This is a genomic window from Streptomyces sp. NPDC031100, assembly GCF_055570785.1.
In genome coordinates, this window is record NZ_JBVIGN010000012.1 from 1 (window position 1) to 26900 (window position 26900).

Below are 26900 nucleotides of genomic sequence, written 5' to 3' on the forward strand. Positions count from 1 at the left end.
CTACAAGTCGTGGCAGGACTTTTCCGCCGGCTACATCCTCGGACGCTGCCTTCACTTCGATGAGGAGGAGTTCGGGGACTGGTACCAGAACATGGTGGAGGCCCATCGCATCCTGATGTCCAACCCCGGCAGCCCCTGGCTCAACATTCCGTTCCGGTGACCGGCCCGGCGAACAGCTCCGCCGCGTCCGAGGTGTGGATCGCCATCTGGGCCCAGACCTCGAACTGGTCGAGATCCGTGCACGCCTACGCTCGACCGAACTGAACGAAGGCTGCGGCAACGAGTGGTAGATCTGTTCCATCCGAAAACCATGGACAGCCGTCTGACCTGCGACTATGTTCGGACCTTCTGGCACAGATCCCCCACTCATCGTCTGAGTGGGGCGGGCGAGGCTTCCGTGACGAGCGGGGCAGTCGCCGAACCCACCCGACGCGCAGGCTGCCGCCACCCGCCGACCGGCACCCGCTGCACCCGCCCGGCGTGCCGCCGCAGCGCGACGCCGCCCCCTCAGCCAACGGCACGAACGCAGCCCACCTAAGGGCCAACAGAGCCAAGCCGCCCAGTTCCCCCGGCCGCCCGCTCGCTTCTTCCCCGTGCTGGAGCGAGGCGAGTCAAGGGTGGCCCGGAGGGCCATCGCCGAAGGCGACGCGGGAGTGGAGCGCAGCGGAACGGGAGCGCCCTTGACTCGGCTCGTGGAGGCACGACACTGGCCAAGAAGCGGGCGGTCCGCCCCAACCCCGTTCACTCATTCGCCGACGAACAACTCCGCCGCGTCCGCCGCGTGCACGGCTCGCTGCGCCCACAACTCGAGTCGGTCCAGATCCGTACAGGCACTCACCTGCTCACGGACGGCTTCGGATACCGAGACGCCACGCCATTCCACGATGCGGAGGATCATCTCCCGGCGATCCTCGATGCGACCTTCTTCACGGCCTTCTTCACGGCCTTCCTCACGCCCCTGTTCTCGGCCTTCTTCGCGTACCTGCTCAGCCAGCGGGTGTCACCAGAAGTACTGGATCGCCGTCATCAATTCCCTCCACATCTGCTTCGCCTGGGGGTCGGCCAGGCATGAGTCGACGAACTGCACGAAGACTGCGGCGTTGTCGGGGTCGGTGGTCCGCAGGGCGGATGCCAGGGATTCCAGTATGGCGAGCGGCCGTACCGTCAGCGAGTACCAACCGGGGAAGCCGAGCCGAATGGGCTGCGAGGCTCACTTGGCCGTGGCGCTGCTCTGGATGATGACGATGAGCACGGGCTCGCAGCGGTATTTCTCGTACAGGTAGGAGAGGTAGTAGGGCCAGCTGCCGCGCTTGCGGTCGTCCACCTTTCCCCGTGACTCGACCACGAGGAGGTACGTGCCCTCGTCCGTCTCCGCCCGCAGCAGGGTGTCCACGCGCCGCTCGACCGGTTCGATCTCGGTGAGGTCCACGTTCAGCGCGGCGATCTCCCGGGGTTCGGGAAACGGGATGTCCAGCACCCGCTGTAAGGCACGGGTCAGCAGCGCCGGGTCCTTCTGGAAGATCCGGTGCAGCGCCTCATGCGACGAGCCGGCCATCACGCAGCCCCCGCCAGTTCGCACCACACGTACTTGCCCCGGTTCCCGAACCTGGCCGACGGCTGCCAGCCCCAGTAGTCAGCGCAGGCCATCACCAGGCCCAGCCCCCTCCCCTCCTCCACGTCGCCCACCTGCTCCAGCGGCCGTGGCGGGTCCGGTGGCTCGGGGTCGGTGTCCCACGCCCCGATCCAGACCACGCCCTCCGCCGACCGACGCACCCTGAGCGCAGCCGGCCCCTTCGTATGCCGCACGGCATTGGAGACCAACTCCGCGGCGAGGAGTTCCGCGGTGTCCACCAGCCCGATCAGCCCGTGCATCGTGAGGATCAGGCGCAGGGTGCGGCGACAGATTGTGATCGCTCTGAGGTCGTTGGGGATGTAGAGGGTGTAGTCCCAGGTCTCGGGCATGCGTCAACTCCGTTCGGGGGCAGGGGATTTCATGTGCGGTGGCATTGCCGCAGCCGTCATGGCAGGACGGCACGGTGCACTTCCGCAGTGTGCGCGTCTCGTCACTGACGGTATTTCCTAAACTTAGGAAGGCGCAAGCTGTTGCCGTACTCTGGTCCCCGAACGAGCTACGTCCACATGGCAGTTGCGACAGGAGGTAACGGTGCCGCCGAAGAGGCATCTCACAGTCCGCAGGGTGCGGCTGGGCACCGAACTGCGCAGACTGCGCGAGGCGACAGGCATGAAGGCTCGCGAAGCGGCGGCCCTGTTGGGAGCCGACTCCGTGCAGATGAGCCAGATCGAGTCGGGTGTCGCCGGCGTGAGCGCCGAACGCGTACGACGCCTGGCGACGCACTACGCCTGTACAGACGAGGCGTTGATCGACGCGCTCGTGACCATGGCGACCAACCGGACCCGTGGCTGGTGGGAGGAGTACCGAGATCTGCTGCCGGCGTCGTTCATGGATCTGCCCGAGCTGGAGCATCACGCCCGCTTCCGCCGGGACGTGGAGTTCCTGCATGTCCCGGGTCTTCTTCAGACGGCGGATTACGCTCGGTTTCTCTTCTCGTACGTGAACCCGGAGTTCCCGCCGAGCGATGTCGAGCGGCGGGTCGATCACCGGATGAAGCGCAGGGTCATCATCGAGCGCCCGGACCCGGTGCCGTACGAAGCCGTGATCCACGAGGCGGCACTACGCATCAGGGTCGGCGACCGATCCACGACACGGGCTCAGCTCACCCGTGTCCTGGAAATCTCCGAAGCCGATCACGTCACCGTACGCGTCATCCCCTTCGACCTGGATGGCTTCGGCGGGGCCGGAAGTGCGATGGTCTACGCGGGTGGCCCCGTCCCCAAGCTGGACACCGTCGTCCGTGACGGCCCCGGCGGGCCGGTCTACATCGATACCGAAGCCCAGCTCAACCGATATCGAACGCGATTCCGTAGGGTAGAGGCAGCGTCACTGGACCCGGACCGTTCGCGGGACTTCATCCACCGGCTAGCGAAGGAGCTGTGAGCATGCTGACCCCCGACTCCTGGCAGAAGTCCTCCTTCTCCGGTGGCGACGAGGGCGACGCCTGCGTGGAGGTCGCCCACCGCTCCACCCACATATCCATCCGCGACTCAAAAGCCCCAGCCAGAGCCACTCTCACCTTCCCCACTGCATCTTTCATCCCCTTCATCGACGCCTTGAAGGAGACTCACCCCACGGGGCTGTGAGCCGGAAAGATGCCTCCCCACCTGAGAGAAGCCTTGACCGCCATAGGGGCCTACGAGGGTCCCGGCGCATACGACGCCTTCCTCAGCGCACTCGGCGGATCACACGCCAGGCTTGCCGCGTTGATCAAGCGGGCCGAGATCGCCCTGGACGTCTCCGACCTCGACACAGACCAGCTGAGAGACGCCCTGCGCGCCGCCGTCGAGGATGCGGGACAGGACGTCTGGGTGGCCTGGCCGGCCGATCGTACGGCGGTGCGGGTCGCCTACCGGGCCGTCCTCGAACGGCTCGATGACCTCTGGTACCCGGGCCAGGACGACCTGGTGATCATCGACCGTTACGAACGAGTCCTCGTCCTGCACCACGAGGAGCGGCTCTTCGTCACCCGGGCCGACGCGCAGCTGCAGATCCACTCCGTGGAGGAGCGGGACGCAGTATCTGCCACGTGCATCGTCCGGTGCGTGGGCGGAGTCGCGCGGGTCGGGCAGCGGTTCGGCGTCCGGCCGGACGATGGCACAAGAGAGGGCGTGCCGCTGGTGGCTCTTGAGGGGATTCTTCGCTACGCGCGACCGGTGGATTTCGTGGCTCCTCCCCACAGCGCCAAAGTCCGGCTGACGGGCACAGCGGTCGGCATGCTCGAGGGCGGCTCGACCATCACCTCTTCTTGCGACCAGGGCGTGCCTATGGCGGACTTCCCAGCCCCGCCGGCGCAGTCGTCACGCTGAAAGTCCCTGTGGGAAACGGCGGGAGGGTCAGGTCACGGTAAAGCCGCGTGACTCCAGCCACTCGACACCGAGCGGCCCGCCACCCGCACACCGCCCTCCCAGAAATGGCCCGCCATGGGTCACATAGCATGACCAGCCGAGCCAAGTCGTCGTACATGCGCACAGGTTGAGAAGGGCACTCCATGTCATTCGGTCCGCCGCCCGCAGGGTTCGGGCCTGCGACCCCGCCAGCCTCGAATCCGCCTGCCTCTAATCCCCCTGTCTCGATCCCGCCCGTCTGGACCCCGCCGACCGAGATCGAGCAGGCCCTCCTGGACGCCAAGTCGCGCGAGGACTGGGCCGCCTACTTCGACACCCTCGCGGACAGCCGTCTGTTCTTCGAGATACGGCGCGACGGCGCGGATGCCGAGCCGAGCAGGTGCCAGCCCGTCTACGGGCACGATCCCCGGGTGGCGGGCGGTCGGGTCTGGGCCGTGTACACGGAGGGCATGCTGCCCGTGCCGGACCCGCACCGGGTTCTCGACTGGCAGAGCCTCGGGTGGTTCGCCCGGGTGTGGGAGCCGAGCGATCCGGCCATGATCGTGGTCAATCCGGGCAGTCCGTGCGAGGCGTTCCTGCCCTCGGCGCCGCCGCATTCCGCCGTGTGGGCTCAGCACAGTGAGCGGGCGAAGGCTCCGCTGAACCGGGCGAGGGTGCTCACGCTCCGGGTCGGCGGGCCCCTGGAGGGGCCTGTCGCGCGCGGGCTGGCCTGCGGCGCACTGCTGATCGTGCGCGACGGGCTGGCCTGGAACGCCATGGCGTACCACGGCGACGGCTATCCGTCGGAGCGCCGGTCGCTGCGGGAGTGGTGGGGTGTCACCAGTCGCGAGGGGTGGCAGGAGCAGCAGCGCGCTCTGCTCGATCCCGACGGCGCCAATCCCGTCTGGGAGTTCGCCCTCGGGCTGCGTCGGACCATCGCGCGTGACTTCGGCGGGCACGTCGACACCGCCTACTGGCGTGACGCGGTCGCCCGGGTGCTGCGCAACAGCGCAGGCGGCGAGACCGTCATCACCCCGGACGGGGTCACCACCACGCCCACCGTCCCCGAGGCCGAGACCGAGGCGCGTATCAAGGGCGTGCAGCATCTCGTCGGGCGCATCACCCGGTACGAGGCGCGCTTCCGGGCCGACGGCATCCTCGACGAGAACCGGTTCGTCAGCTCCGTGGATGCGTGGAACTTCGGGCGGGCCTCAGGCATGGCCCGCTGGGGGCTGGGGGCCCGGTACTGCTCGCTGCAGGAAGCCGAGTCCGCTGTCGTTGCGGCCGGGCGGGCCGCCGCGCGGTCGTACAAGTCCTGGCAGGACTTCGCCGCCGGGTACATCCTCGGGCGCTGCCTGCACTTCGATGACGAAGAGTTCGGGACGTGGTACACGGACATGGTCGACGTGCATCGCGTTCTGATGTCGGATCCGGGCAGCCCCTGGATCAGCGTTTCCTTTCGGTGACCGGCTCCACCGACTCGGCGAAGAGCATTAAATATGCAAGTACGACCAGTTTGCCCAAATGATCGTTTTCCGGAACCATCCCTGCCATGGCAACCCTGTGCCGCCCTGCCGTAGCGGTTCCCGAACACGTCCTCACCCTGGCCGAGACCCTGGAGCTGGCCCGTACCCTCCATCCGGACCACCCCCAACTGGCCCTCGCCACCCGCCTGATCGAGAACACCGGGGTCCGCAAGCGGCACCTCGTGCAGCCCGTCGAGGAGACCCTGCGGCATCCCGGGTTCGAGGCTCGCAACAAGGTCTACGAGGCCGAGGCCAGGCGGCGTGTGCCGGGCGTTGTCCGACAGGCCCTGGAACACGCCGAGTTGGGTCCGCGCGACATCGACATGATCGTGTACGTCTCGTGCACCGGGTTCCTGATGCCCTCGCTGACCGCCTGGCTCATCAACCGCATGGGCTTCAGGCACGACACCCGGCAGCTGCCCATCGCGCAGCTCGGTTGCGCGGCGGGCGGCAGCGCCGTCAACCGGGCGCACGACTTCTGCACCGCGCACCCCGCGGCCAACGTCCTCGTCGTCGCCTGTGAGTTCTGCTCGCTGTCCTACCAGCCCACCGACCTGAGCGTCGGCAGCCTGTTGTCCAACGGCCTGTTCGGTGACGCGGTGGCTGCGGCGGTGGTGCGCGGCAGCGGCGGCACCGGGATCCGGCTGGAGCGCAACGCCTCCTATCTCGTACCGGACACCGAGGACTGGATCGCGTACAGCGTCCGCGCCACCGGCTTCCACTTCCTGCTGGACAAGCGCGTTCCGGGCACCATGGAGCCGCTCGCTCCGGTCCTCGCCCAACTCGCGGACCGGCACGGCTGGAACGTCTCGGACCTCGACTTCTATCTCGTCCACGCCGGCGGACCGCGCATCCTCGACGACCTGTGCACCCATCTGCGGGTCCCGCCGCACGTCTTCCGCTTCAGCCGGGCCACGCTCACCGAGTACGGGAACGTGGCGAGCGTGGTCGTCCTGGACGCCCTCGCCCGGTTCTTCGCCGAGGGCGGTGCGGTGGACGGGGCCAAGGGGCTGATCGCCGGGTTCGGGCCCGGCATCACCGCGGAGATCGCCCTCGGCCGCTGGACCGGGTCCGGAGCAATGTCACGACAGCGGATCACCACCGTCATCGGCCGCCAGCGTTCCTCCTCCGTCGCCGGGCTCGATCCGGCCCGCTGAGGATCACCCGCGACACCGATCCCCCACACACCCAGGACGGTCAGCCCTTGATCAGTTCACCGAGCACGCCACCCGTCCACTTCTGGACCCCGCCGGACCTCCCCGGTCTCGAGTTCGACCCCCTGCTCGCCCGGCTGCTGCACGAGGAACCGGTGGCCCGGATCCGGTTGCCGAACGGCGAGGGGCACGCCTGGCTGGTGACCCGGTACGAGGACGTCAGGTTCGTCTCCGCGGACCCGCGGTTCAGCCGGAAGGCCGTCGTCGGTCGCTCCGTCACCCGGCTCACCCCGCACTTCATCCCGCTGGACGAGGCGATCGGGCTCGCCGATCCCCCGGACCACACGCGGATGCGGCGGGTCGTGGCGGGCGCCTTCACCGTCCGCAGCATGAGCCGTCTGCGCGACCGCGCCCGGCAGGTCATGGGCGAGCTGCTGGACCGGATGGAGCGGCACGGCCCACCCGTCGACCTCGTCGCGCACCTCAACCGGCCCTTCCCCCTCGCGATGGTGAGCACCCTGACGGGCGTGCCCGAGGAGGACCGGGAGCAGATGGCCCGCTGGTCCGACGCCATCATCTCGGCGACGGCCGGGCGGGCGGTCAGTGAGCGGGCCAAGGGGGAGATCGCCGGCTACTTCACCGCGTTGCTGCAGCGTCGTGCCGCCGGTCCCCGGGTCCCCGCGCAGGGCCGTCCGGACGACCTGGCCGGCGTCCTCGCCGGGGGTGTGGAGGCGGGCGCGCTGAGCCTGGACGAGGCCGTCGCCCTTGCGGTGCTGGTGCAGATCAGCGGCGCCCACGCCGTGCGCAACAACAGCGCCACCATGGTCTACGCGCTGCTCACCCACCCCGCCCAGCTCGCCCGGCTGCGCGCCGAACCCGCGCTCGTCCCGCGCGCCGTCGAGGAACTGCTGCGCTACATCCCCCACCGCAACGCCGTCGGCCTCTCCCGTATCGCGCTGGAGGACGTGGCGGTGGGCGGGGTGACCATTCCCGGGGGCGACGCGGTGTACGTCTCGTACCTCACCGCCAACCGGGATCCCGCGGTGTTCGCCGACCCGGACGCGCTCGACTTCGACCGGGCCGGCCCGGCGCACGTCGCGTTCGGCCATGGGCCCCACTACTGTCCCGGCGCCGCGCTGGCCCGGATGGAGTCCGAACTCGTCGTCACCTCGCTGTGGGACCGCTTCCCCGCCCTTCGGCTCGCCGTGCCCGAGGAACAGCCGCGCTGGCAGCGGGGCGCGCTGATCCGCGGGCCGGAGGAGTTGCCGGTCCGGTGGTGAGGAGCAAGGAAGAGACGCACGGCGGAGAACGGGAGACACGATGACGATCGAGCGGCCCACCAACGGCCTGGTGGTCCCGCCCGGTGCCGGGCGCACCGTCCGGGCAGCCGCCCAGCAGGTGACCTTCAAGGTCACGGGAGCCCACTCCCGCGTGGCGTCCACCTTCGAGGTCGTGGTGCCACCCGGCTTCGACGTGGGGGCGCACACCCATGTCCGGGGCGAGGAACTGTTCTTCGTGATCGAGGGCGAGCTGGACGTCATGGCATTCGAGCCCAAGGTGCGCACGGGTGACGGCTGGCGGGACTGGGAGTCGGCCGCGGGCGAGCGCCCGGTCCGCGCGACCCCGGGGACGCTGATCCTCGTACCGCCCGGCTGCCCGCACGCGTTCGCCAACCCCACCGGCAGTCCGGCCCGGATGCTGTTCCAGTCCGCGCCGCCACCCGATCACGAGCGGTACTTCGAAGAGCTGCTGGAACTGCTGAACTCCTCGGGCGGGCCCGACGCCGAGGCGATCGAGGAGCTGCGTTCGCGGTACGACATCCAGCAGTTGACGCCGCTGCGGCACGCGCCGGCGGCCGCGGCGAGGGCGGCGGACGGATGACCGGGGCGAGGAGCCGGGAAGGCGAGGGGGTGACCGCGGCCGCCGCCGTCCCCGCCGGGCGTCGCCCCGAGACGTCCTCCGTCGTGCACTACTGGCCGGTGGACCATCTCGACGGCCTCGACATGGATCCCTTGCTGTGGCGGCTGGTGCGTGAGGAGCCGGTGGCGCGGGTGCGGATGCGCTACGGCGAGGGAGACGCGTGGCTCGTGACGTCGTACGAGCACGTCAAGAAGGTCACCGCCGATCCGCGCTTCAGCCGGGCGCTCACCGTCGGCCGGCCAGTGACGAGCATGACCCCGCACACGGTGGCCCCGGCCGGCGGCATCGGCAGGACCGATCCGCCCGACCACACCCGTCTCAGGCGTCTGGTCTCCCGGGCGTTCAACCGCAGGCGGGCGGCCCTGCTGCGGGTGGACGCCGAGGGCACCGCCGGGCGCCTGGTCGCCGCCATGACCGCCCTGGGGCCGCCCGCCGACCTGACCGAAGCGGTGACCGGGCCGATGCCGGAGCGGTTGATCGGCACGCTGCTGGGGCTGCCCGCCGGCGACTTCGCACGGCTCCAGGGCTGGCGCCGGGTCCTGCTCTCCAGCGACCGCTCGCTGCAGGAGAGCGACGCCGTGAAGGCCGAGATCGGGGTGTACTTCCGTGAACTCGCCGAGCTGCGGGGCCGGGAACCGCGCGACGACCTGTTCAGCGACCTGGTCGCCGCGCGGACGGCCGGGGCACTGAGCGGCCCCGAGCTGATCTCGCTGACCGTGATGGTGGTGCTGAACACGCTCGACCAGGTGCTCAACCAGGCCGCCACGATGGTCTACACGCTGCTCACCCACCCCGCCCAGCTCGCCCGGCTGCGCGCCGAACCCGCGCTCGTCCCGCGCGCCGTCGAGGAACTGCTGCGGTTCATCCCGCAGCGCAACGGTGTGGGCCTGCCCCGGATCGCCGTGACGGACGTACCCGTGGGCGACGTCCTGATCAGGGCCGGAGAAGCCGTCCACGTCTCCTACCTGGCGGCCAACCGCGATCCCCGCGTCTTCACCGACCCCGACCGGCTGGATCTGACCCGGAACCAGGCGCCGCACCTCGCTTTCGGGGCGGGCGCGCACTACTGCCTGGGCGCGGCACTGGCCAGGATGCAGTGCGAGGTGATCCTGTCGACCCTGCTGCGTGAGCTTCCGGGCCTCCGGCTCGCCTGCGCCGCACGGGAGGTGCGCTGGCGCCGGGGCACCGTCAACCGAGGGCCCGAGGCCCTGCCGGTGTGCTGGTGACGCCCGGCGACTTTCAGCCGGACCCCGAAGCCACCTTGACATGCTCTTGACCTGATCATGTCAACACTTCACCATGAGCGCCAACCCCCGCACAGCGGACCCACAGCGACACGCACGGCACCACGCACGACAGGTTCGCACCCGCACGTCGCACTGAAGCACCCCCCAGCTCCACTCCCCACCTCCGGCGACCCCGGAATTCCTGGAGACCCAAGGAGAGTTCATGCGACTCCGTATCCGCGGCTCCGGCGCGCGCGGTGGCAGGCGCACGGCCGCACTCGGCGCGCTGCTGGCCCTCGCCCTCGCCGCCCCCGTGTCGGCCACCGCCACACACGCCACCGCCGACAGCGCCCGGAAGGCCCCGTCCTCCGGCGAGGACATCCGGCAGTACGAGATCCATCAGAGCACCAACCCCGTGACCCGTACGGCCATCCAGGCCACCGGCGTCACCGTGGACGAGGCCGACGAGGAGACCGTGGTCGTCTCCGGGCGGGCCGAGCAGATCAGGAAGCTACGTCGACTCGGCTATGACGTCCGCCCGTTGGGCGCGGCACCCGAGCGGTCCGGGCTCCGGCTCCACGACTTCCCCAGCGCCGACTCCAAGTACCACAACTACGCCGAGATGAACGCCGAGATCGACCAGCGGCTCGCCGCCTACCCGAACATCATGAGCAAGCGGGTCATCGGGAAGTCGTACCAGGGGCGGGACATCGTCGCCATCAAGGTCAGCGACAACGTGGGCACCGACGAGGACGAGCCCGAGGTGCTGTTCACCTTCCACCAGCACGCTCGTGAGCATCTGACCGTGGAGATGGCGCTGTACCTGCTGCGCGAGTTCGGCGCCGGGTACGGGAGCGACTCCCGGATCACGAACCTCGTCAACAGCCGGGAGATCTGGATCGTCCCGGATCTGAATCCGGACGGCGGGGAGTACGACATCGCCACCGGGTCGTACCGGTCGTGGCGCAAGAACCGGCAGCCCAACTCGGGGTCGTCGTACGTCGGGACCGACCTCAACCGGAACTGGAACTACAAGTGGGGCTGCTGCGGCGGGTCGTCGAGCTCGAGGTCGTCCGAGACCTACCGTGGCTCCGCCGCCGAGTCCGCGCCCGAGGTGAAGGTCGTCGCCGACTTCGTGCGCAGCCGGGTCGTCGGGGGCAAGCAGCAGATCAGGGCCGGGATCGACTTCCACACCTACAGCGAGCTGGTGTTGTGGCCGTTCGGGTACACGTACTCGGACACCGCGACCGGGATGACCGCGGACGACGCGGCCGCGTTCAAGGCCGTGGGGCAGAAGATGGCCGCGAGCAACGGGTACACGCCGGAGCAGTCGAGTGATCTGTACATCACCGACGGGACGATCGACGACTATCTGTGGGGTACACAGAAGATCTTCGACTACACCTTCGAGATGTATCCGACATCCAGTTCGGAGGGTGGGTTCTACCCGCCCGACGAGGTCATCGAGCGGGAGACGTCCCGGAACAAGAATGCGGTGTTGCAGCTGCTGGAGAACGCCGACTGCATGTACAGGTCCATCGGGAAAGCGGACCAGTACTGCGGCTAGGCCTCCTCGAAGTACGCGTCCAGGACAGCGTCCAGCTGCTCCTCCCACTCCTTGAAGCGCGCCCTGGCCGCCGCCTCGATCTCGATCGGGTACCAGCGGCGGTCAGGGGTGTGCACCGTGATGGTGAAACGCTTGCCGAAGCGGGGGGACTCCGTCTCGACCGCGGCGATCTCGTCCCAGCGGAACTCGCAGTTCTCCTCGTCCAGGCTGAGACGGACCCCGCGGTGGTCGGCGACGAACTTGGCGCGGCGGTCGGAGGCCTCGAAGACGGGGCCGTCCACGGGCGCCTCCGCCTCTTCCTCCGGCTCCGCCTCTTCCTCCGGCTCCGCCGGCGCTTCGGGCGCCTGTGCCTCCGGCTCCTCGGCGGGTTCCGGTGCCGGCGGCTGCTCCGACTCCGCCGTCGGCTCCGCGTCCTCCGGCCCGGCCTGTACAGGCACGGTGAGCCCGGGGATGAAGGCCGGGTCGAAACCGGCACCCTTGACGGGCTCGCCCTCCAGGGGCTTGCTGCTCGATCCTATGCGCTGCTCCACGGCGGAAGTATGGACGACATTCCTGTGCCGGAACCAGTCGGACCACCTGACACATCCGCAACCTCTGGGCCTACAGGAACAGACTTACCACCCCGGCAACGACAAACCCCGCCACCGACAGCACCGACTCCAGCACCGTCCACGTCCGCAGCGTGTCCCGTTCGCTGATGCCGAAGTACTTGGCGACCATCCAGCTGCATCCGATAGCGCGCTCCGCGCGCGGGCCCCGTCGTTGACGTGGGAGGCGAAGATGGAGCCGGCCGAGATGGCCATGATGACCAGGGCGACGAAGGACTGGGAGTGGTCGCCCTCGGCGAGGAGCGACACCGTCGAAGGTGTCGGAGAGTGCCTGCGCGACGCCGCTCGCCTTGAGGATCGCACCGAAGACGCCGCCCGCGCCGACCACCAGCAGGATGTTGCCGACCGGCTTGAGGGACGAAGTCGACACGGCCTCCAGGGACTTGCGGGACCAGCCGCGCCGGATGCCGAGCAGGTAGTAGGCGAGCAGCAGGGCGAGGGTGAGGGCGACGAACGGGCTGCCGAAGAACTCGATCACCGAGCGGCCGGTGGAGGGGTCGAGCGCGATCGAGGAGAAGGTCGCCGCGAGGATGAGGATCAGCGGCGTACCGATGATGGCGAGGACCGTGCCGAGGGGCACCGGTTTCTCCTGTGGTTCGACGCCGGCCTCCCGCTGCTCGTCGAGCACGGCGAGCCTGGCCTCCGCGGCCGCCTCGACCATGTCCTGCGGTACGGCGACGAAGATCCGCTTGCCGATCCGGGCGGAGAACGCCCAGCCGGCCAGGACGGCGGGGATGCCGCAGACGATGCCCATGAGGATCACCCAGCCGAGCTGGACGTGCAGCAGACCGGCGGCGGCCACCGGGCCCGGGTGCGGTGGCAGGAAGGCGTGGGTCATGGACAGGCCGGCGAGGAGCGGCAGGCAGTAGAGCAGGATCGACCTACCGGAGCGCCTGGCGGCCGCGTAGACGATCGGCGCGAGGACGAAGATGCCAACGTCGAAGAAGACCGGGATACCGAAGATCAGGCCGGTCAGGCCCATGGCGAGTGGTGCGCGCCGCTCGCCGAAGAGGCCGAGCAGCCGGGTCGCCAACCCCTCGGCTCCGCCGCTGACTTCAAGGATCGCGCCGAGCATGGTGCCCAGCCCGACGATGATCGCGACATGGCCGAGGATGCCGCCCATGCCGGACTCGATGGTGGAGACGGCGTCGGAGCGCTGGACGGTGCCGAAGAGTTCGGTGACCGAGAGTCCGGTGAGGAGGCCGACAATGCATCGTGCTTTCGGGTAAGGGGGAGCGCGGCACGGCACCCCTCGTGGGCGCCGTGCCGTGCGGGACGTGCGGGAGGGAGTCGGGGTGTGCCGTCAGCCCAGGACGGCGAGAGCGTCGATCTCGATGAGGAGGCCGGCCGGCAGACCGACGTAGACCGTGGTCCGGGCGGCGGGCGGCTGGGTGAGGCCCTGCTCCTCGAAGTAGCCGTTGTAGATCTCGTTCATCTCGGCGAAGTGGTCCACGTCGGTGAGGTAGACGCGGATCATCATCACGTCGTCCCAGCTCGCGCCGCCCTCTTCGAGGATCGCCTTGACGTTGGCGAGGGTCTGCAGGGTCTGCTCGCGCAGGGTGGGACCGGCCGGCGTCGGGGGCTTGCCCTCCTCGGCGGGCAGGAAGCCGACCTGGCCGGCGACCTGGAGGATGTTGCCCTTCTTGACGCCGTGGGAGAACTGCGCGGGCGGGGTGGTGTGGGTCTTCGGGGTGAGCGCGATCTTCTCGGTCATGCGGGGGCCCTTCACTGGCGTCTCGGTCATTCGTGGGTGCCCTTCACCGGCGTCTCGGTCATTCGCGGATGCCCTTCACCGGCGTCTCGGTCATTCGCGGGTGCCCTTCACCGGTGTTCTTCCGGAGTACTCGCCGCTGATCGCGTCCGCGGTACGGCGCACCTGCGGGAGCAGGGTGAGGAGTTCCTCGGCGGTGACGACGACGTTCGGCGCGGAGACCGACATCGCGGCGACCACCCGGCCGTCGGCGCCGCGGATGGGGGCCGCGACGCAGTTGATGGACTCCTCGTGGCCGCCGAGGTCGGTGGCCCAGCCCTGTTCGCGGACCTGCTCCAACTCCCGCAGGAACGCGGCGGCGTTGGGGGTGGAACGGGCCGTGTAGAGGGGGTAGTCGAGCTTGTCCGCGAGGGCGCGGCGCTCGGGTTCGGGCAGGTCGGCCAGGAGCAGCTTGGCCACCGCGGCGACGGTGATGGCGACCGGCTTGCCGATCCGCGAGTACATGCGGACCGGGTAGCGGCTCTCCACCTTGTCGATGTAGAGGACCTCGCCCTCCTCGTACACGGCCAGGTGGACGGTGTGCCCGCACTGCTCGTTCAACCGGGCCAGGTGGGGGTGGGCGATCTCGCGGATGTCGAGGTTCTCCATCGCCTCCTGGGCGAGGGCGAAGAGGCGGGCGCCGAGGCGGTAGCGCTGGTCGGACTGGCGGTAGACCAGGCCGTGCTCGTGCAGGGTGCGCAGGAGCCGTAGGGCCGTGGACTTGTGGACGCCGAGGCGGTCGGCGACCTGGCCGAGGTCGGCGGGGCCCTCGGCGAGCAGCGGCAGGATGCTCAGGGCGCGGTCGACGGTCTGGCTCATGGGGTGTTCGCCTCCTCCGGGGCGGCCTGCTCGGCTTGCGTCCAGCCGGGGCCGAGTCGAAGTCTCCCCCATGCCTCGTCGTCCAGGGCGGCGAGGCGGTCGGCGTGGCTACGGGCGGGAGGGGTGGCGAGGTCGCCGGGGACGGTGAGGGCGGCTGCCGCCATGAGGTGGCCATGGCGGAGGCGGTCGCGCATCGGGAGTTCCCGGAGGGTGGCGGAGAGAAACCCGGCGGCGAAGGCGTCTCCGGCACCGACATGGGCGACGACGTCGACCCGCGGTGCCCGGACGAGGGTTGCCGTGCCGTCCGCGTCCTCCATCCCGTCGGTGTTCCTGTCGAACGCGACCGCTGCGCCCCTGCCCTGCTTGACGACCACGATCTCCGGCTCGGACAACGCCTCCACGATGGCCCGGCCACCGTGCAGCCCCCAGGCCTGGCGTGCCTCGTCGTGGCCCACGAACACGATGTCGGCCGCGCGCGCCAGCTCCAGCAGCACCCGGGCGTCATCGGCATCCGGCCACAGCCCGGGCCGGTAGTTGACGTCGAAGGAGACCAAGGGCCGCCCCTCGCCGGGTTTCACCAGCTCACGTACGAGTTCCAGGCACTCCTCGGACAGCGCCGCCGTGATCCCCGACAGGTGCAGCACGCGGCCTGCCCGCACCGCCTCCAGGTCCACGGTGTCCACGGCCATCGCGGAGGCCGCAGAGCCGGCCCGGAAGTACGCCACCTCGTGCGCGTCGGTGGCCCGGTCGGCCGCCGTGCGGAAGTAGACGCCCGTCGGCCGGGTCGCGTCCCGCCGTACGTGAGCGACGTCGACGCCGTACGCCCCGACCGTCTCCACCAGGTGGTCCCCGAAGCCGTCCGCCCCCACGCGGCTCACCCACCGAGCGGAGTGACCGAAGGCCGCCAGCACACACGCCACATTGGACTCGGCTCCTCCGATGCCCCGGTCGAAGGACGGCACGTCGGCGAGGCGGCCCGGGCGGGTGGGCAGGAACGCGACCATGGACTCGCCGAGTGCGACAACGTCCACGACGTCGGGGGCGAGAGCGGCCTCGTAAGTAGCGTTGGCGATGATGGCTCCTGTCGGTGTCCCGGGCGACCGCGCCGTTGACCGGGTGTCGGCGAGATGCTAGACACCATGAACACAGCATGCAATGTATGTTGCACATGCTGCAACGCGAGAGAGGGGCTTCATGAGCACCACCGCGCTCGCCCACCTGGCCGAGGAACGTATCGACCACCGCTTCAAGGGCCTCCCGCCGGACGCCGTGGGCCTGACCGTCGCCGAGCTTTCCGGCCAGCGCCGCAACCTCTTCACCGGCGGCTTCACCACGCCCGTGCTCGCGCTCTCCGCCGAGCGCCTGGAACACAACCTGCAGCTCATGGAGACGTACGCCGCCCGGCACGGCCTCGCCTTCGCCCCGCACGGCAAGACCTCCATGGCCCCCCAGCTCTTCCAGCGCCAGATCGAGCACGGGGCGTGGGGCATCACGCTCGCCCTGCCCCACCAGGTGTGGGTGGCCCGCGCCTTCGGCACCCGCAGGATCTTCCTCGCCAACGAGCTCGTGGACGCTTCCGCCCTGCGCCGTATCGCCACCGATCTGGCCGCCGACCCCGACTTCCGCTTCGTCTGCTACGTCGACTCCGTGCGCGGCGTCGAGCTGATGGACGCGGCCCTGCGCGGCGCCACCCGCCCGGTGGACGTCGTGGTCGAGCTGGGCGCGGGCGAGGGAGCCCGTACCGGCGTGCGTACGGAGGCGGATGCGACGGCGGTCGCGGACGCGGTGGCAGGCACCGAGACGCTGCGGCTGGTGGGCGTCGCGGGCTACGAGGCCCAGGTGCCGGGCGCGTCTCCGGCCCGCGTGCGCGGCTGGCTGCGGCGGCTGGTGGCTCTCGCCGCCGAGTTCGACAAGGCGGGGCGGTTCGCGCAGGGGGACGAGATCGTGGTGAGCGCGGGCGGCAGTGAATGGTTCGACGCGGTCGCCGATGTCTTCGCCGACGTCCCCGAACTCTCCCTGCCCGTCCTGAAGTTGCTCCGCTCGGGCGCGTACGTCTCGCACGACGACGTGCACTACAGCAGGCTCACCCCGTTCAACCGGGTGCCCGAGGAGGGTGCGCTGGAGCCCGCGTTCCGGCTGTGGGCGCAGGTCGTCTCCCGCCCCTCCCCCGAGCAGGCCTTCGTCAACGCGGGCAAGCGGGACGCCGCCTACGACCTCGACCACCCCGTGGCCCAGGTGGTGCGCCGAGAGGGCACCGAGCACCCGGCAACCGGCATCGAGGTGACCGCCCTGTCCGACCAGCACCTCTGGCTGGGCACCGCCCCAGGTGCGGACGTCGAGGTCGGCGACTGGGTCGGCTTCGGCCTGTCCCACCCCTGTACGGCCTTCGACAAGTGGCAGCTGATCCCGGTGGCCGAGGCCGACGGGACGGTCGTCGACTACATCCGTACGTTCTTCTAAGGACAGGGAGTCGGGGAGCGCCGTGGAGGAACTGGTCATCCGGGACGCGGAGGTCGTCGACGGCAGCGGCGCGGACTCCTACCGCGCCGATGTCGTGGTCGACGGCGGCCGGATCGTCTCGATCGTCAAGGAGGCCGCGGCGGCGGGCTGTCAGCGGCCCGGGGCACGGCGGGAGCTGGACGCGGAGGGGCTCGTCCTCTCCCCCGGCTTCATCGACATGCACGCCCACTCCGACCTCGCCCTGCTGCGCGACCCGGACCACAGCGCGAAGGCCGCGCAGGGGGTGACGCTGGAGGTGATCGGCCAGGACGGTCTGTCGTACGCCCCGGTGGACGACCGCACGCTGGAGGAGGTCCGGCGGGCCATCACCGGCTGGAACGGGTACGGCGACGACGTCGACATCGACTGGCGGACGGTCGGCGAGTATCTCGACCGGCTGGACCGGGGCATCGCCGTCAACGCGGCCTATCTCGTCCCGCAGGGCACGGTCCGCGCGCTCGCCGTCGGCTGGGAGGACCGGCCGGCCACGCCCGCCGAGCTGGAGCGGATGCGGCAGCTGGTCGCGGAGGGCCTGGAGCAGGGCGCGGTCGGTCTGTCCTCGGGGCTCACGTACACGCCGGGCATGTATGCCGAGGACGCCGAACTGACCGAGCTGTGCCGGGTGGTGGCGCGGTACGGCGGCTACTACTGCCCGCACCACCGCTCCTACGGCGCCGGCGCCCTGGAGGCCTACGCCGAGATGGTGGCGCTCTCCCGGGAGGCGGGCTGTCCGCTGCACCTGGCCCACGCGACGATGAACTTCGGCGTGAACAAGGGCCGGGCGCCGGAGCTGATGACGCTGCTCGACACGGCCCTGGACTCCGGCGCGGACATCACGCTGGACACCTATCCCTACACCCCGGGGTCCACCACCCTGGCCGCGCTGCTGCCGAGCTGGGCGAGCGAGGGCGGCCCGGAGCGGATCCTGGCCCGGCTCGCCGACCCGGCGGCGGCCCGGCGGATCCGGCACGACCTGGAGGTGACCGGCTCGGACGGCAGCCACGGCGTGCCGGTGGAGTGGGAGACGATCGAGATCTCCGGGGTGACCGACCCGGCGCTTGCGGACCATGTCGGCCGTACCGTACGGGAGTCGGCGGACCTGCGCGGCGAGGAACCCTGGACGACCGCCCGCCGCCTGCTGCTCGAGGACCGGCTCGGTACGACGATCCTCCACCACGTCGGCCACGAGGAGAACATCCGCACGATCATGCGGCACCGCGCCCACACCGGCGGCTCCGACGGCATCCTGCAGGGCGCCAAGCCGCACCCGCGGGCCTACGGCACCTTCCCCCGCTATCTCGGCCACTATGTACGGGAGTTGGGCGTGCTGACGCTGGAGGAGTGCGTCGCGCACCTCACGGCGCGGCCCGCGGCCCGGCTGCGCCTGCCGGACCGCGGGCTGGTGCGCGAGGGCCACCGGGCCGACCTGGTGCTCTTCGACCCGGAGACGGTCGCGCCCGGGGCCACCTTCGTCGAGCCCCGCACGCTCCCGACCGGGATCCCGTACGTGCTGGTCGACGGCCGCTTCGTCATCGAGGACGGCCGCCGCACGGACGTCCTGGCGGGCCGGGCGGTCCGCCGGACACCGGTGTGACCGCCCGGGCCGGCACTACGGCTTGGGCAGGGTGCAGCCGGAGGCGTTCAGGTTGAGCTTGTTGCCGGTCGTGAAGCAGGCCGGGATCTGGTAGGTCTCCTCGGCGTAGTTGATGCCCTTGCGGACGGTGACGTTGCCGCTCTCGTCGACCTCGCACGGGTTGTTCTCGGTGCAGGTCTCGCCGTCCTCGTTGCCCGTGTTGTTGACGGCTACGACATTGCCGGTGGCCGTGTCGATCACCGGCGAGCCGGAGGTGCCGCCGATGGTGTTGCAGGCGGAGGTGTAGCGCAGCGAGTCCTTCCAGGTCCAGTCGCCCTCCTGCAGCCGGTACACGAACCCGTCGACGTTGCAGCTGTAGGTCCGCTTCCAGTAGCCGGAGACGACCTTGATGGCGGTGCCGGCGGTCGGGTGCGTGTTCTGCACGGTGAGCGGGCTGATGCCGTACGAGTTCTTGATCGCCGCGTACGTGGTGGTCAGCCGGTAGATCGTGACGTCCGTGTCCGTCATGGTCGAGTAGACGACCTGGTTGGCGCGGAGCGTGGCGATCCTGCTGCCGGAGGAGTTCAGCAGGCCGAAGCTGCGGCTGGAGGACTGGCCGGTGATGACCTCGCCCGGCTCCGGGAAGCCGGTCTCCAGGCAGTGGCCGTTGGTCATCACGAGCGCCGGGTCGGTGTCGGCGGAGTTCGGGAAGCGGATGACCGAGCCGGAGCAGTTGCTGAGCGAGACGGTCCCGGCGTAGGTGACGGTCACCGCCTTGGCCGCCTTGGCGTGCGGTGCGGCGACCGCGGGGGTCGCGCCGAGCCCGGCGATCGCCAGGGCGGAGAGTGCGGCCAGGAGAGGCTTGTTCATGTGGGGGTCCCCTCTGCAGACATAGGCGACCGGAGATCTTCCGGCCGCCCGCAGTCTTGTCATGGGCATTCTCATGAGAGGGGCATGCGCGAGCAAGCAGTTGTATGCGAACTGTTTTCCTGATGGACCGTCAACCCAGCTAATTCTGCGACCATCTGGGCTTCTTGGTGGCACCCCGGCCGTGCCCCCGGCCGCCGGGGACGCCCGACGCCGTCGTCGTCGCGGACGCGGTCGGCGACACGCTCGTCGCCGTCGGCCCGGGGGTGGCGGAGGTCTGCGCGCCCGCAGAGGCCGCCGTACTCGCCGACGAGGTGGCGGTGGACGCGGGAGCGGGGGACGGCGAGGTCCCGCCGGGAGTCCCGGCGACGGTCGTGGCGCTCGGCTCACCACTGTCCCGCCGCGCGCTCGGGGCAGCGGAGTCGTCGGAGGAGACACGGCCGCCCTTCGCGGGCTGCTGTCCGGCAGGCGAGCCCGAGCCGCCCGCCAGACCGGCGATCACGGCAACGACACCGGCCGCACCGAGGACGCCGACGGCGGCCGCCACCCGACGACGGCCGCCCTGCTTCCGCTGCCGCCGGAGATCGGCCCGGCCGCGGCCCACCGCGGGACCGGGCGGACCGGCGGGATCGTCCGGCGCGGGCACCCGAGGCAGCTCGCGGGTCTGGTCGTAGGCGTTCTCCCAGCCGTGGGCCGTGGCGGGATCGGCGTACTCGTCGTACGACGGTGGCGGGGCCGTCTGCGGGTGGTACACGTTCGGCCGGACACCCGGCTCGCCGGCCGATCCGTGCGCACCGTACGCCCCCGCCCCATGCTCGCGTTCGGTGGACATGACCGCGGATTCTAGAGACGCAAGTGACTCCTGAGACAGCTACCGCCGATAACAGTGCAAACCTCGCTGTCCCACGTGGTGGAAAACACGAGCCGTGAGGCGATACCGCGCCGTAAGCTCACGGACATGCAGGTGATCCAGTCGACCAAGCTCGCCAACGTCTGTTACGAGATCCGGGGTCCGGTGCTCGAGGAGGCGATGCGGCTCGAGGCGGCCGGTCACCGCATCCTGAAGCTCAACACCGGCAACCCGGCCGCCTTCGGCTTCGAGTGCCCGCCGGAGATCCTCGAGGACATCCTCCGCAACGTCTCCACGGCACACGGCTACGGCGACGCCAAGGGCCTGCTGGCCGCCCGCCGCGCGGTCGTCATGCACAACCAGACCCTCGGCATCGAGACGGACGTCGAGCACGTCTTCATCGGCAACGGCGTCTCCGAGCTGATCGTGATGGCGATGCAGGGCCTGCTGGACGACGGCGACGAGGTGCTGGTACCGGCCCCGGACTACCCACTGTGGACGGCGGCCGTCTCCCTGGCCGGCGGCACGGCGGTGCACTACCGCTGCGACGAGCAGTCCGACTGGATGCCCGACCTCGCCGACATCGAGCGCAAGGTCACCGACCGCACCAAGGCGATCGTCATCATCAACCCGAACAACCCGACGGGCGCGGTCTACGACGAGGCGATGATCAGGGGGCTGACCGACATCGCCCGCCGCCACAACCTGCTGGTCTGCTCCGACGAGATCTACGACAAGATCCTCTACGACGGCGCCACGCACACCCCCACGGCTGCGGTGGCCCCGGATGTCCTCACCCTGACCTTCAACGGCATGTCGAAGGCGTACCGGGTGGCGGGCTACCGGGTGGGCTGGATGTCGATCTCCGGCCCGCGCGCCCACGCCGACTCCTACATCGAGGGCCTGACGATCCTGGCGAACATGCGGCTGTGCGCCAACATGCCGGGCCAGCACGGGGTGGTCGCCGCGCTCAGCGGACGCCAGTCGATCAACGACCTGGTGCTGCCGGGCGGGCGGCTGAAGGAGCAGATGGACATCGCCTACGACCTGCTCACCCAGATCCCGGGCGTGAGCTGCGTACGGCCCAAGGGCGCGCTGTATCTCTTCCCGCGTCTCGATCCCCAGGTCTTCAAGATCAAGGACGACCGGCAGATGGTGCTGGACCTGCTGCGCCAGGAGAAGATCATGGTCGTCCAGGGCACCGGCTTCAACTGGCCCGAACCGGACCACTTCCGCCTGGTGACGCTGCCGACCGCCGGCGATCTGCGGGACGCGGTGACCCGGATCGGGAACTTCCTGGACGGATACGGCCAGCCGTAGCGGACGGAGACCGGCGAACCGCGTTCCGTGACAGGGCTCAACTTTAGACGAGATCTAAGCTAGGATGGCTTCCTGTAAGAGCACAGGAGGCCATCCCCATGTACGAACCGATCCGCACCAAGTCGGTCCACAGCACGATGGCCGGCACCCCTTCCGACTTCCCGCACCGGTCGCGCGAGGAGGAGCTGGACATCCAGCTCGCCGGACACCTCGCCGCGCTGCTCGCCGTCACGGACGAGCTGTGCGCCCTGACCCCGTCGGCCGACCTGGAGACGGCCGCCGAGCGGCTCGCCACCCAGGTCGCCCGGCTCCGGGGCGGGCGCACCCCGCTGCGGGCGGCACCGTCCGCCACCGGCACGCCCGAGGCCCTGCACCAGCGGGCGCACGCGCTGGCGGGTCGCGCCCTCGTGGTCGCGGCCTCCCGGGCGGACACCGCGGCGGCCATCCTCGCGGCCGAACGGATGGACGCGCACGCCGCCGCTCTGTCCGACCCGAAGGAACTCAGCCCGGCCCACTGACCCCACCCAGGGTCCCCCCGAACGGCCCCGGTCCGCGCGCCCGCAGAGACGCGCGGACCGGGCGCCATGCACTGCGTTGGCTTTGGCCGGGCGCCTTTCGCCGTGGGGGCTTGTGTCGTCCTGCGGCTGCCGACCGTATGTGGCTTCTCGCGCAGTTCCCCGCGCCCCTATCGGCGTTGCAGTGCCGGTGCCGGTATGTCACCCCCCGTTCACCGTCCACCTCGGGGAATGTTGGGTTCCGGGAGCACGCTCCCCCGCGTGAGACGTATCGCTGGAATCGTCCTCGCAGTCCTGCTGATCGGTGGCGTGGTGGCCGCCGTCGTCGCGGGGCGGCATGGGGAGGACAAGGGCACGGCAACGAAGACCGTGCGAGGAGTGATCGGATCGGAGAAGGCCGCCTTCTTCGCCGATCCCGACGTGGTGAAGGCCCTCGCCGCCAAGGGCTACACCGTGAAGACGGAGGCGTCCGGGTCCTGGGCCATGGAGGGCCTGGACCTCAAGGGGTACGACTTCGCGTTCCCGTCCAGCCAGGCGCCCGCCCGCCGGCTGGCCGCCAAGTACCACGTGCAGGAGCCGCTGCCGCGGCCCTTCTACTCGCCCCTCGTGGTCGTGGCCCACCGCAGCGCGGCCGAGGTGCTGGCGGCCAACGGCCTCGCCAAGCTCGACGGGAAGAGCCGGGGCACGCTGAAGATGGGTGCCTATCTCGATGCCGCCCGGCACAACCGCACCTGGCAGCAGCTCAAGGGAGCCTCCGCCCACGGCGAGCTGACCGGCACGCTGTACATCGCGAGCACCGACCCGGAGTCCTCCAACTCGGGCGCGCTGTACCTCGCCGCCGCCTCCTATGTCGCGAACGGCGGCAAGGTGGCCGCGGGCAAAGCCGACGTCGACCGCACCGCACCCCTGCTGCACCAGCTGGTCAGCGTCCAGGGCGCCCAGCAGTCCAGCACGGACGCGGTCTTCCGGGACTTCATCAGCGGCGCCGGAAACCCGCTGGTGCTCGTGTACGAGTCGCAGGTCGCCTCGCTGCCGGCCGAACAGCAGCCCAGCTCGGACGCAGACGACCTCGTGGTGCTCTACCCGGACACCACGGTCAACAGCGACCACACCGTCGTACCGCTCGATGCGAACGGCCGCGCTCTCGGGGAACTCCTCAGCACCGACCCGACCCTGCGCAAGCTCGCCGTCCGGCACGGCTTCCGGCCGCAGGGCGACGCCGCCGAGTTCGTCGCGGCCACCGCGGACCGCACCGCCTACCTCAACCAGAAACTGACCGGCGTCCGGCAGGCGCCCGTGCCCACCTCCGCGGTGCTGCACGAGATGGCCCGCCGGGCGCGCGGATGACGGGGAGACCAGTAAGTGACCACGAGGGACAACGAGTTCACGCTCACGCCGCCCGGCGACGACGCGTTCGCGCTCACCCCGCCCGAGGCCGTCGCACCCGTGCCGCGGGACAAGGCCGGCGGGCTCGTGCCCGTCGAGGACAGCGTCCGTACGGACATGGCACGCAAGGCCGCCGCCTACGTGGAGGGCCTCGCCTCGCTCGACGCCCGCTCGCCCGAGTTCGCGGGCAAGGTCGGCGAGATCACCGCCCTCGGCTCCGGCGAGATGCGCACCGCCACCGCCCAGTCCAACCGGATGCTGGAGCGGGCCGTGCGCAGCCTGCCCGACAAGGGCGGGGACGCCCAGTCGAAGGTCGCCGGGTCGCTGGTGGAGCTGCGCCGGGTCGTGGAGGACCTGGACCCGCGTGACCTGCCCGCGAGCAGGGGCCGCAAGTTCCTCTCCCGGCTGCCCGGCGGCAACAAGCTGCGCGACCACGTCGCCAAGTACGCCTCCGCACAGGGCACGCTCAACAAGATCGTGGGCTCGCTGCGCGGCGGACAGGACGAACTGCGCCGGGACAACGCCGCGTTGCAGACCGAGCGGGTCCGGCTGTGGGAGACCATGGGCAAGCTCCAGGAGTACGTGGTCCTGGCCCAGGCCCTCGACACGGCCGTCGAGCAGCACATCTCCGGCGTCGAGTCGGGCGACCCCGAGGCCGCCGACACGCTCCGCGCCGACGTGCTCTTCCCGGTCCGGCAGAAGCACCAGGACCTGCTCACCCAGCTCGCGGTGTGCGCCCAGGGCTACCTCGCCATGGACGTCGTACGCCGCAACAACGACGAGCTGATCAAGGGCGTCGAGCGGGCCGCCACGACCACTGTCTCGGCGCTGCGCATCTCCGTGATGCTGGCCTCCGCGCTCGACAACCAGAAGAAGGTCGTCGAGCAGGTCAACGCGCTGCGCGGCACCACCGAGGACCTCATCCGGGGCAACGCGGAGATGCTGGCCACGCAGAGCGGCGAGATCCAGCGCATCGCCGCCGACCCGGCCGTCGGCGCGGAGACGCTGCGCTCGGCGTTCCAGCAGATCTACCGCACCCTCGACGCCATCGACACCTACAAGGTGCAGGCGACGGAGGCGATGGCCTCGACGGTCCGGTCGCTGACGGACGAGCTGCAGAACGCGAGCGCGTACCTGGAGCGCAGCCGGTCGCAGAACGCGCTGGAGGGCGGCCTCGGATGAGAAGACGTACGACACGCGCACTGGCCCTGCTCGCCACGACCGCCGCCCTGCTGACCGCCTGCACAGCCGAGGGGAACCAGGACGACTCCACCGCCCCGAAGCCCGGCACGCTGCGGATCCTCGCCTCCAGCGAACTCAGCGACATGACCGCCGTCTTCGACCGGGTCCGCAAGGACACCGGCGTCACCGTCCGCCCCACCTACATGGGCACCCTGGACGCCGTCGACCTGCTCGCCAGGGGCAAGGCCGACGGGAGGTACGACGCGCTGTGGCTGTCCTCGGACGACTATCTGCGGCTGCGCCCCGACGCGGCGAAGAAGGTGCTCTCCGAGACGCCGGTCATGTCCAGCCCGGTCGCCGTCGGCGTCAAGCCGGCCAAGGTCCAGGCCCTCGGCTGGAAGCCCGAGCAGGTCACCTGGTCGCAGATCGAGCAGGCCGTGCAGGACGGGAAGCTGACCTACGGCATGACCGACCCGGCCCGCTCCAACTCCGGCTTCTCCACCCTGATCTCGGTCGCCTCGGCCCTCTCCGGCGCCCAGTCCGCGCTGACGGATGCGGACGTCGCCAAGGCCACGCCGAGACTGAAGGAGTTCTTCAAGGGCCAGAAGCTGACGTCGGGTTCGTCGGGCTGGCTGGCGACGGCGTACAAGCGGCGCGGCACCGTCGACGCCCTGCTCAACTACGAGTCCGTCCTCAAGGGCATCCCGGGCCTGACGGTGATCCGCCCCAAGGACGGCGTCGTCACCGCCGACTACCCGCTGTCCTCGCTCACCGCGAGCGACGCCCGCACCCGCGAGGACGTCCGCAAGGTGGCCGAGGACCTGCACACCGCCGCCGTGCAGAAGCTCATCACCGACACCACCCACCGCCGCCCGGTCGTCGCCTCGGTGGCACCCGCGTCCGGCCTGGACACGAGCCGCCGGCGCGAACTGCCCTTCCCCGGCAGCCGTTCCGTGGCCGACGGGCTCCTCGACTCCTACGAGAACGAGCTGCGCCGCCCCTCCCGCACGGTGTACGTCCTCGACACCTCCGGCTCGATGGAGGGCGACCGGCTGGCCGCGCTGAAGAAGGCGCTGACCGGACTCACCGGCGACTTCCGCGACCGCGAGGAGGTCACGCTGATGCCGTTCGGCTCGGACGTGAAGAGCGTGACGACGCACGTCGTTGACCCCAAGGATCCGAAAGCCGGTCTGGACGCCATCCGCGAGGACACCGACGCTCTCGAAGCCGACGGCAACACCGCGATCTACACCTCGCTGGAGAAGGCCTACGACCACCTCGGCGCCGACCGCGACACGTTCACCTCGATCGTGCTGATGACCGACGGCGACAACACCACCGGCGCGAAGGCCGGCGACTTCGACGACTTCTACCGCCGGCTCACCGGCACCCGGCGGGACACCCCCGTCTTCCCGATCGTCTTCGGCGACTCCGACCGCTCCGAGCTGGCCCACATCGCCGACCTGACCGGCGGCCGCCTCTTCGACGCCCAAAGCGGCTCGCTGGACGGCGCCTTCGAGGAGATCCGTGGCTACCAGTAAGGTCCTCGGCTATCTCGAGTCCCGCAAGAACCTCGCGGGCGGCGCCTGCGGCCTGCTCGGCCTGGTGCTGACCTTCACCGGGGTCGCGGGCCCGTACTGGCCCGTCGTGGTGGCCGGGCTCTACGGCGCGGGCGCGCTGATCGCCCCGCCGGAGCGGCCGGCACCGCCCGCGTTCCCGGACCCGTCGGCGCAGCTGGACGCGGTACGCGAGGACTTCGCGAAGCTCGGCGGCTATCTCGCCGACGTCGACCTGCCGCCCGCCCCGCGCGCCCGGCTCGCCGAACTGACCGATCTGCTGGGCGCGCTGCTGGAGCCGGGCTGGGTCGCCGAGGTGCTCGCCCAGGACCCCGAGGCCGTGCACACCCTGTCCCGGGCCGTACGGCAGGACGTTCCCGAGGCCGTCGACACCTTCGTGCGGACCCGGTGGTGGACCCGGCTGACCCCGGGGACCGAACCGCCCGAGAAGCATCTGGAGCGGCAGCTCACCCTGCTGCGCGAGGAGGCCGAACGCCTGGCGTCGGCGCTGCGCGACACGGAGGCGCGGCGGCAGGAGACGCACACGCGGTACCTGGAGGACCGCGGCAACTGAAACGGCCGACCTCCTGTCCGCAGGAGGTCGGCCGAATCCGGTGCCGTG

General features: G+C 70.4%; 25 protein-coding genes and 2 pseudogenes. 18 read left to right on the forward strand and 9 right to left on the reverse strand.

Going from position 1 to position 26900, the window contains the following annotated elements; genetic code table 11:
- The coding region (locus ACZ5DS_RS30020) for a DUF1266 domain-containing protein (protein WP_468245270.1) at positions 1-160 on the forward strand (160 nt) is incomplete at its 5' end.
- Positions 161-745: 585 nt separating this feature from the next.
- On the opposite strand, the pseudogene ACZ5DS_RS30025 reads toward ACZ5DS_RS30020, so the two are convergent.
- Together ACZ5DS_RS30025 and ACZ5DS_RS30030 are read right to left on the reverse strand one after the other, a co-directional pair.
- A pseudogene (locus tag ACZ5DS_RS30025) lies at positions 746-1555 on the reverse strand (hypothetical protein).
- On the reverse strand, positions 1555-1962 hold the full coding sequence (locus ACZ5DS_RS30030; protein WP_468244641.1) for an ATP-binding protein: 408 nt from the start codon (positions 1960-1962) through the stop codon (positions 1555-1557). Before ACZ5DS_RS30030 ends, ACZ5DS_RS30025 begins: the two are co-directional and overlap by 1 nt.
- A 235-nt stretch (positions 1963-2197) precedes the next feature.
- On the opposite strand from ACZ5DS_RS30030, the gene ACZ5DS_RS30035 reads away from it, so the two are divergent.
- From ACZ5DS_RS30035 to ACZ5DS_RS30075, 9 genes are all read left to right on the forward strand, one after another.
- Positions 2198-3016: a helix-turn-helix domain-containing protein gene (locus ACZ5DS_RS30035; RefSeq protein WP_468244644.1), complete on the forward strand. Its 819-nt coding sequence runs from the start codon at positions 2198-2200 to the stop codon at positions 3014-3016.
- A 2-nt stretch (positions 3017-3018) separates the two neighbouring features.
- On the forward strand, positions 3019-3219 hold the full coding sequence (locus ACZ5DS_RS30040) for a DUF397 domain-containing protein (RefSeq protein WP_468244646.1): 201 nt from the start codon (positions 3019-3021) through the stop codon (positions 3217-3219).
- 33 nt (positions 3220-3252) lie between these two features.
- Complete coding sequence (locus ACZ5DS_RS30045) at positions 3253-3942, forward strand: hypothetical protein (RefSeq protein WP_468244649.1); 690 nt, start codon at positions 3253-3255, stop codon at positions 3940-3942.
- Positions 3943-4124: 182 nt separating this feature from the next.
- Complete coding sequence (locus tag ACZ5DS_RS30050; RefSeq protein WP_468244652.1) at positions 4125-5426, forward strand: DUF1266 domain-containing protein; 1302 nt, start codon at positions 4125-4127, stop codon at positions 5424-5426.
- Between the two features lie 86 nt (positions 5427-5512).
- Positions 5513-6643 carry a type III polyketide synthase gene (locus ACZ5DS_RS30055; RefSeq protein WP_468244654.1) on the forward strand — a complete coding sequence of 377 codons (1131 nt, stop codon included), beginning with the start codon at positions 5513-5515 and terminating at the stop codon, positions 6641-6643.
- 47 nt (positions 6644-6690) lie between these two features.
- Entirely contained in the window at positions 6691-7920 is a 1230-nt protein-coding gene (locus ACZ5DS_RS30060) for a cytochrome P450 (RefSeq protein ID WP_468244657.1), read from the forward strand.
- Between the two features lie 40 nt (positions 7921-7960).
- On the forward strand, positions 7961-8521 hold the full coding sequence (locus ACZ5DS_RS30065; protein WP_468244660.1) for a cupin domain-containing protein: 561 nt from the start codon (positions 7961-7963) through the stop codon (positions 8519-8521).
- 29 nt (positions 8522-8550) lie between these two features.
- Entirely contained in the window at positions 8551-9786 is a 1236-nt protein-coding gene (locus ACZ5DS_RS30070) for a cytochrome P450 (protein ID WP_468244662.1), read from the forward strand.
- A 223-nt stretch (positions 9787-10009) separates the two neighbouring features.
- Complete coding sequence (locus ACZ5DS_RS30075) at positions 10010-11353, forward strand: M14 family metallopeptidase (protein WP_468244664.1); 1344 nt, start codon at positions 10010-10012, stop codon at positions 11351-11353.
- On the opposite strand, the gene ACZ5DS_RS30080 is transcribed toward ACZ5DS_RS30075, so the two are convergent.
- The 5 genes and pseudogenes from ACZ5DS_RS30080 to ACZ5DS_RS30100 all read right to left on the reverse strand — a co-directional run bounded on the left by ACZ5DS_RS30080 (position 11350) and on the right by ACZ5DS_RS30100 (position 15561).
- The gene (locus ACZ5DS_RS30080; RefSeq protein WP_468244667.1) at positions 11350-11883 is read right to left on the reverse strand and encodes a hypothetical protein; all 534 of its coding nucleotides are present in this window, start codon (positions 11881-11883) and stop codon (positions 11350-11352) included. The two genes, ACZ5DS_RS30075 and ACZ5DS_RS30080, sit on opposite strands and share 4 nt — an antisense overlap.
- Before the next feature lie 70 nt (positions 11884-11953).
- A pseudogene (locus tag ACZ5DS_RS30085) lies at positions 11954-13168 on the reverse strand (GntP family permease); the annotation flags it as partial.
- 96 nt (positions 13169-13264) lie between these two features.
- The gene (locus tag ACZ5DS_RS30090) at positions 13265-13675 is read right to left on the reverse strand and encodes a RidA family protein (protein ID WP_468244669.1); all 411 of its coding nucleotides are present in this window, start codon (positions 13673-13675) and stop codon (positions 13265-13267) included.
- 90 nt (positions 13676-13765) lie between these two features.
- Positions 13766-14530, reverse strand: coding sequence for an IclR family transcriptional regulator (locus tag ACZ5DS_RS30095; RefSeq protein WP_468244672.1), 765 nt, complete (start codon positions 14528-14530; stop codon positions 13766-13768).
- A complete protein-coding gene (locus ACZ5DS_RS30100) occupies positions 14527-15561 on the reverse strand; it encodes a sugar kinase (RefSeq protein WP_468244674.1) in 1035 nt (344 codons plus the stop codon). The genes ACZ5DS_RS30095 and ACZ5DS_RS30100 overlap by 4 nt, the downstream gene beginning before the upstream one ends.
- Before the next feature lie 163 nt (positions 15562-15724).
- Between ACZ5DS_RS30100 and ACZ5DS_RS30105 the strand changes: the two genes are divergently transcribed.
- Both ACZ5DS_RS30105 and ACZ5DS_RS30110 read left to right on the forward strand, forming a co-directional pair.
- Complete coding sequence (locus ACZ5DS_RS30105; protein ID WP_468244677.1) at positions 15725-16990, forward strand: alanine racemase; 1266 nt, start codon at positions 15725-15727, stop codon at positions 16988-16990.
- Between the two features lie 22 nt (positions 16991-17012).
- The gene (locus ACZ5DS_RS30110; protein ID WP_468244679.1) at positions 17013-18623 is read left to right on the forward strand and encodes an N-acyl-D-amino-acid deacylase family protein; all 1611 of its coding nucleotides are present in this window, start codon (positions 17013-17015) and stop codon (positions 18621-18623) included.
- A gap of 15 nt (positions 18624-18638) precedes the next feature.
- Here the strand turns inward: ACZ5DS_RS30110 and ACZ5DS_RS30115 are convergent, their stop codons facing one another.
- Positions 18639-19472, reverse strand: a complete 834-nt coding sequence (locus ACZ5DS_RS30115) for a trypsin-like serine peptidase (RefSeq protein ID WP_468244681.1) — start codon at positions 19470-19472, stop codon at positions 18639-18641.
- Between the two features lie 139 nt (positions 19473-19611).
- Positions 19612-20301 (reverse strand): hypothetical protein, encoded by a 690-nt coding sequence (locus tag ACZ5DS_RS30120; RefSeq protein ID WP_468244684.1) that lies wholly within the window; start codon positions 20299-20301, stop codon positions 19612-19614.
- A 126-nt stretch (positions 20302-20427) separates the two neighbouring features.
- Between ACZ5DS_RS30120 and ACZ5DS_RS30125 the strand changes: the two genes are divergently transcribed.
- The 6 genes from ACZ5DS_RS30125 to ACZ5DS_RS30150 all read left to right on the forward strand — a co-directional run bounded on the left by ACZ5DS_RS30125 (position 20428) and on the right by ACZ5DS_RS30150 (position 26852).
- Positions 20428-21639 carry a pyridoxal phosphate-dependent aminotransferase gene (locus ACZ5DS_RS30125; RefSeq protein WP_468244686.1) on the forward strand — a complete coding sequence of 404 codons (1212 nt, stop codon included), beginning with the start codon at positions 20428-20430 and terminating at the stop codon, positions 21637-21639.
- Positions 21640-21737: 98 nt separating this feature from the next.
- Positions 21738-22157: an SCO4983 family protein gene (locus ACZ5DS_RS30130; RefSeq protein WP_468244689.1), complete on the forward strand. Its 420-nt coding sequence runs from the start codon at positions 21738-21740 to the stop codon at positions 22155-22157.
- A 258-nt stretch (positions 22158-22415) separates the two neighbouring features.
- Positions 22416-23501 (forward strand): hypothetical protein, encoded by a 1086-nt coding sequence (locus ACZ5DS_RS30135; RefSeq protein ID WP_468244692.1) that lies wholly within the window; start codon positions 22416-22418, stop codon positions 23499-23501.
- A gap of 15 nt (positions 23502-23516) precedes the next feature.
- The gene (locus ACZ5DS_RS30140; RefSeq protein ID WP_468244694.1) at positions 23517-24722 is read left to right on the forward strand and encodes a toxic anion resistance protein; all 1206 of its coding nucleotides are present in this window, start codon (positions 23517-23519) and stop codon (positions 24720-24722) included.
- Complete coding sequence (locus ACZ5DS_RS30145) at positions 24719-26263, forward strand: vWA domain-containing protein (RefSeq protein ID WP_468244696.1); 1545 nt, start codon at positions 24719-24721, stop codon at positions 26261-26263. The genes ACZ5DS_RS30140 and ACZ5DS_RS30145 overlap by 4 nt, the downstream gene beginning before the upstream one ends.
- A complete protein-coding gene (locus tag ACZ5DS_RS30150; RefSeq protein WP_468244698.1) occupies positions 26250-26852 on the forward strand; it encodes a hypothetical protein in 603 nt (200 codons plus the stop codon). The genes ACZ5DS_RS30145 and ACZ5DS_RS30150 overlap by 14 nt, the downstream gene beginning before the upstream one ends.
- The last annotated feature ends 48 nt before the right edge of the window (positions 26853-26900 follow it).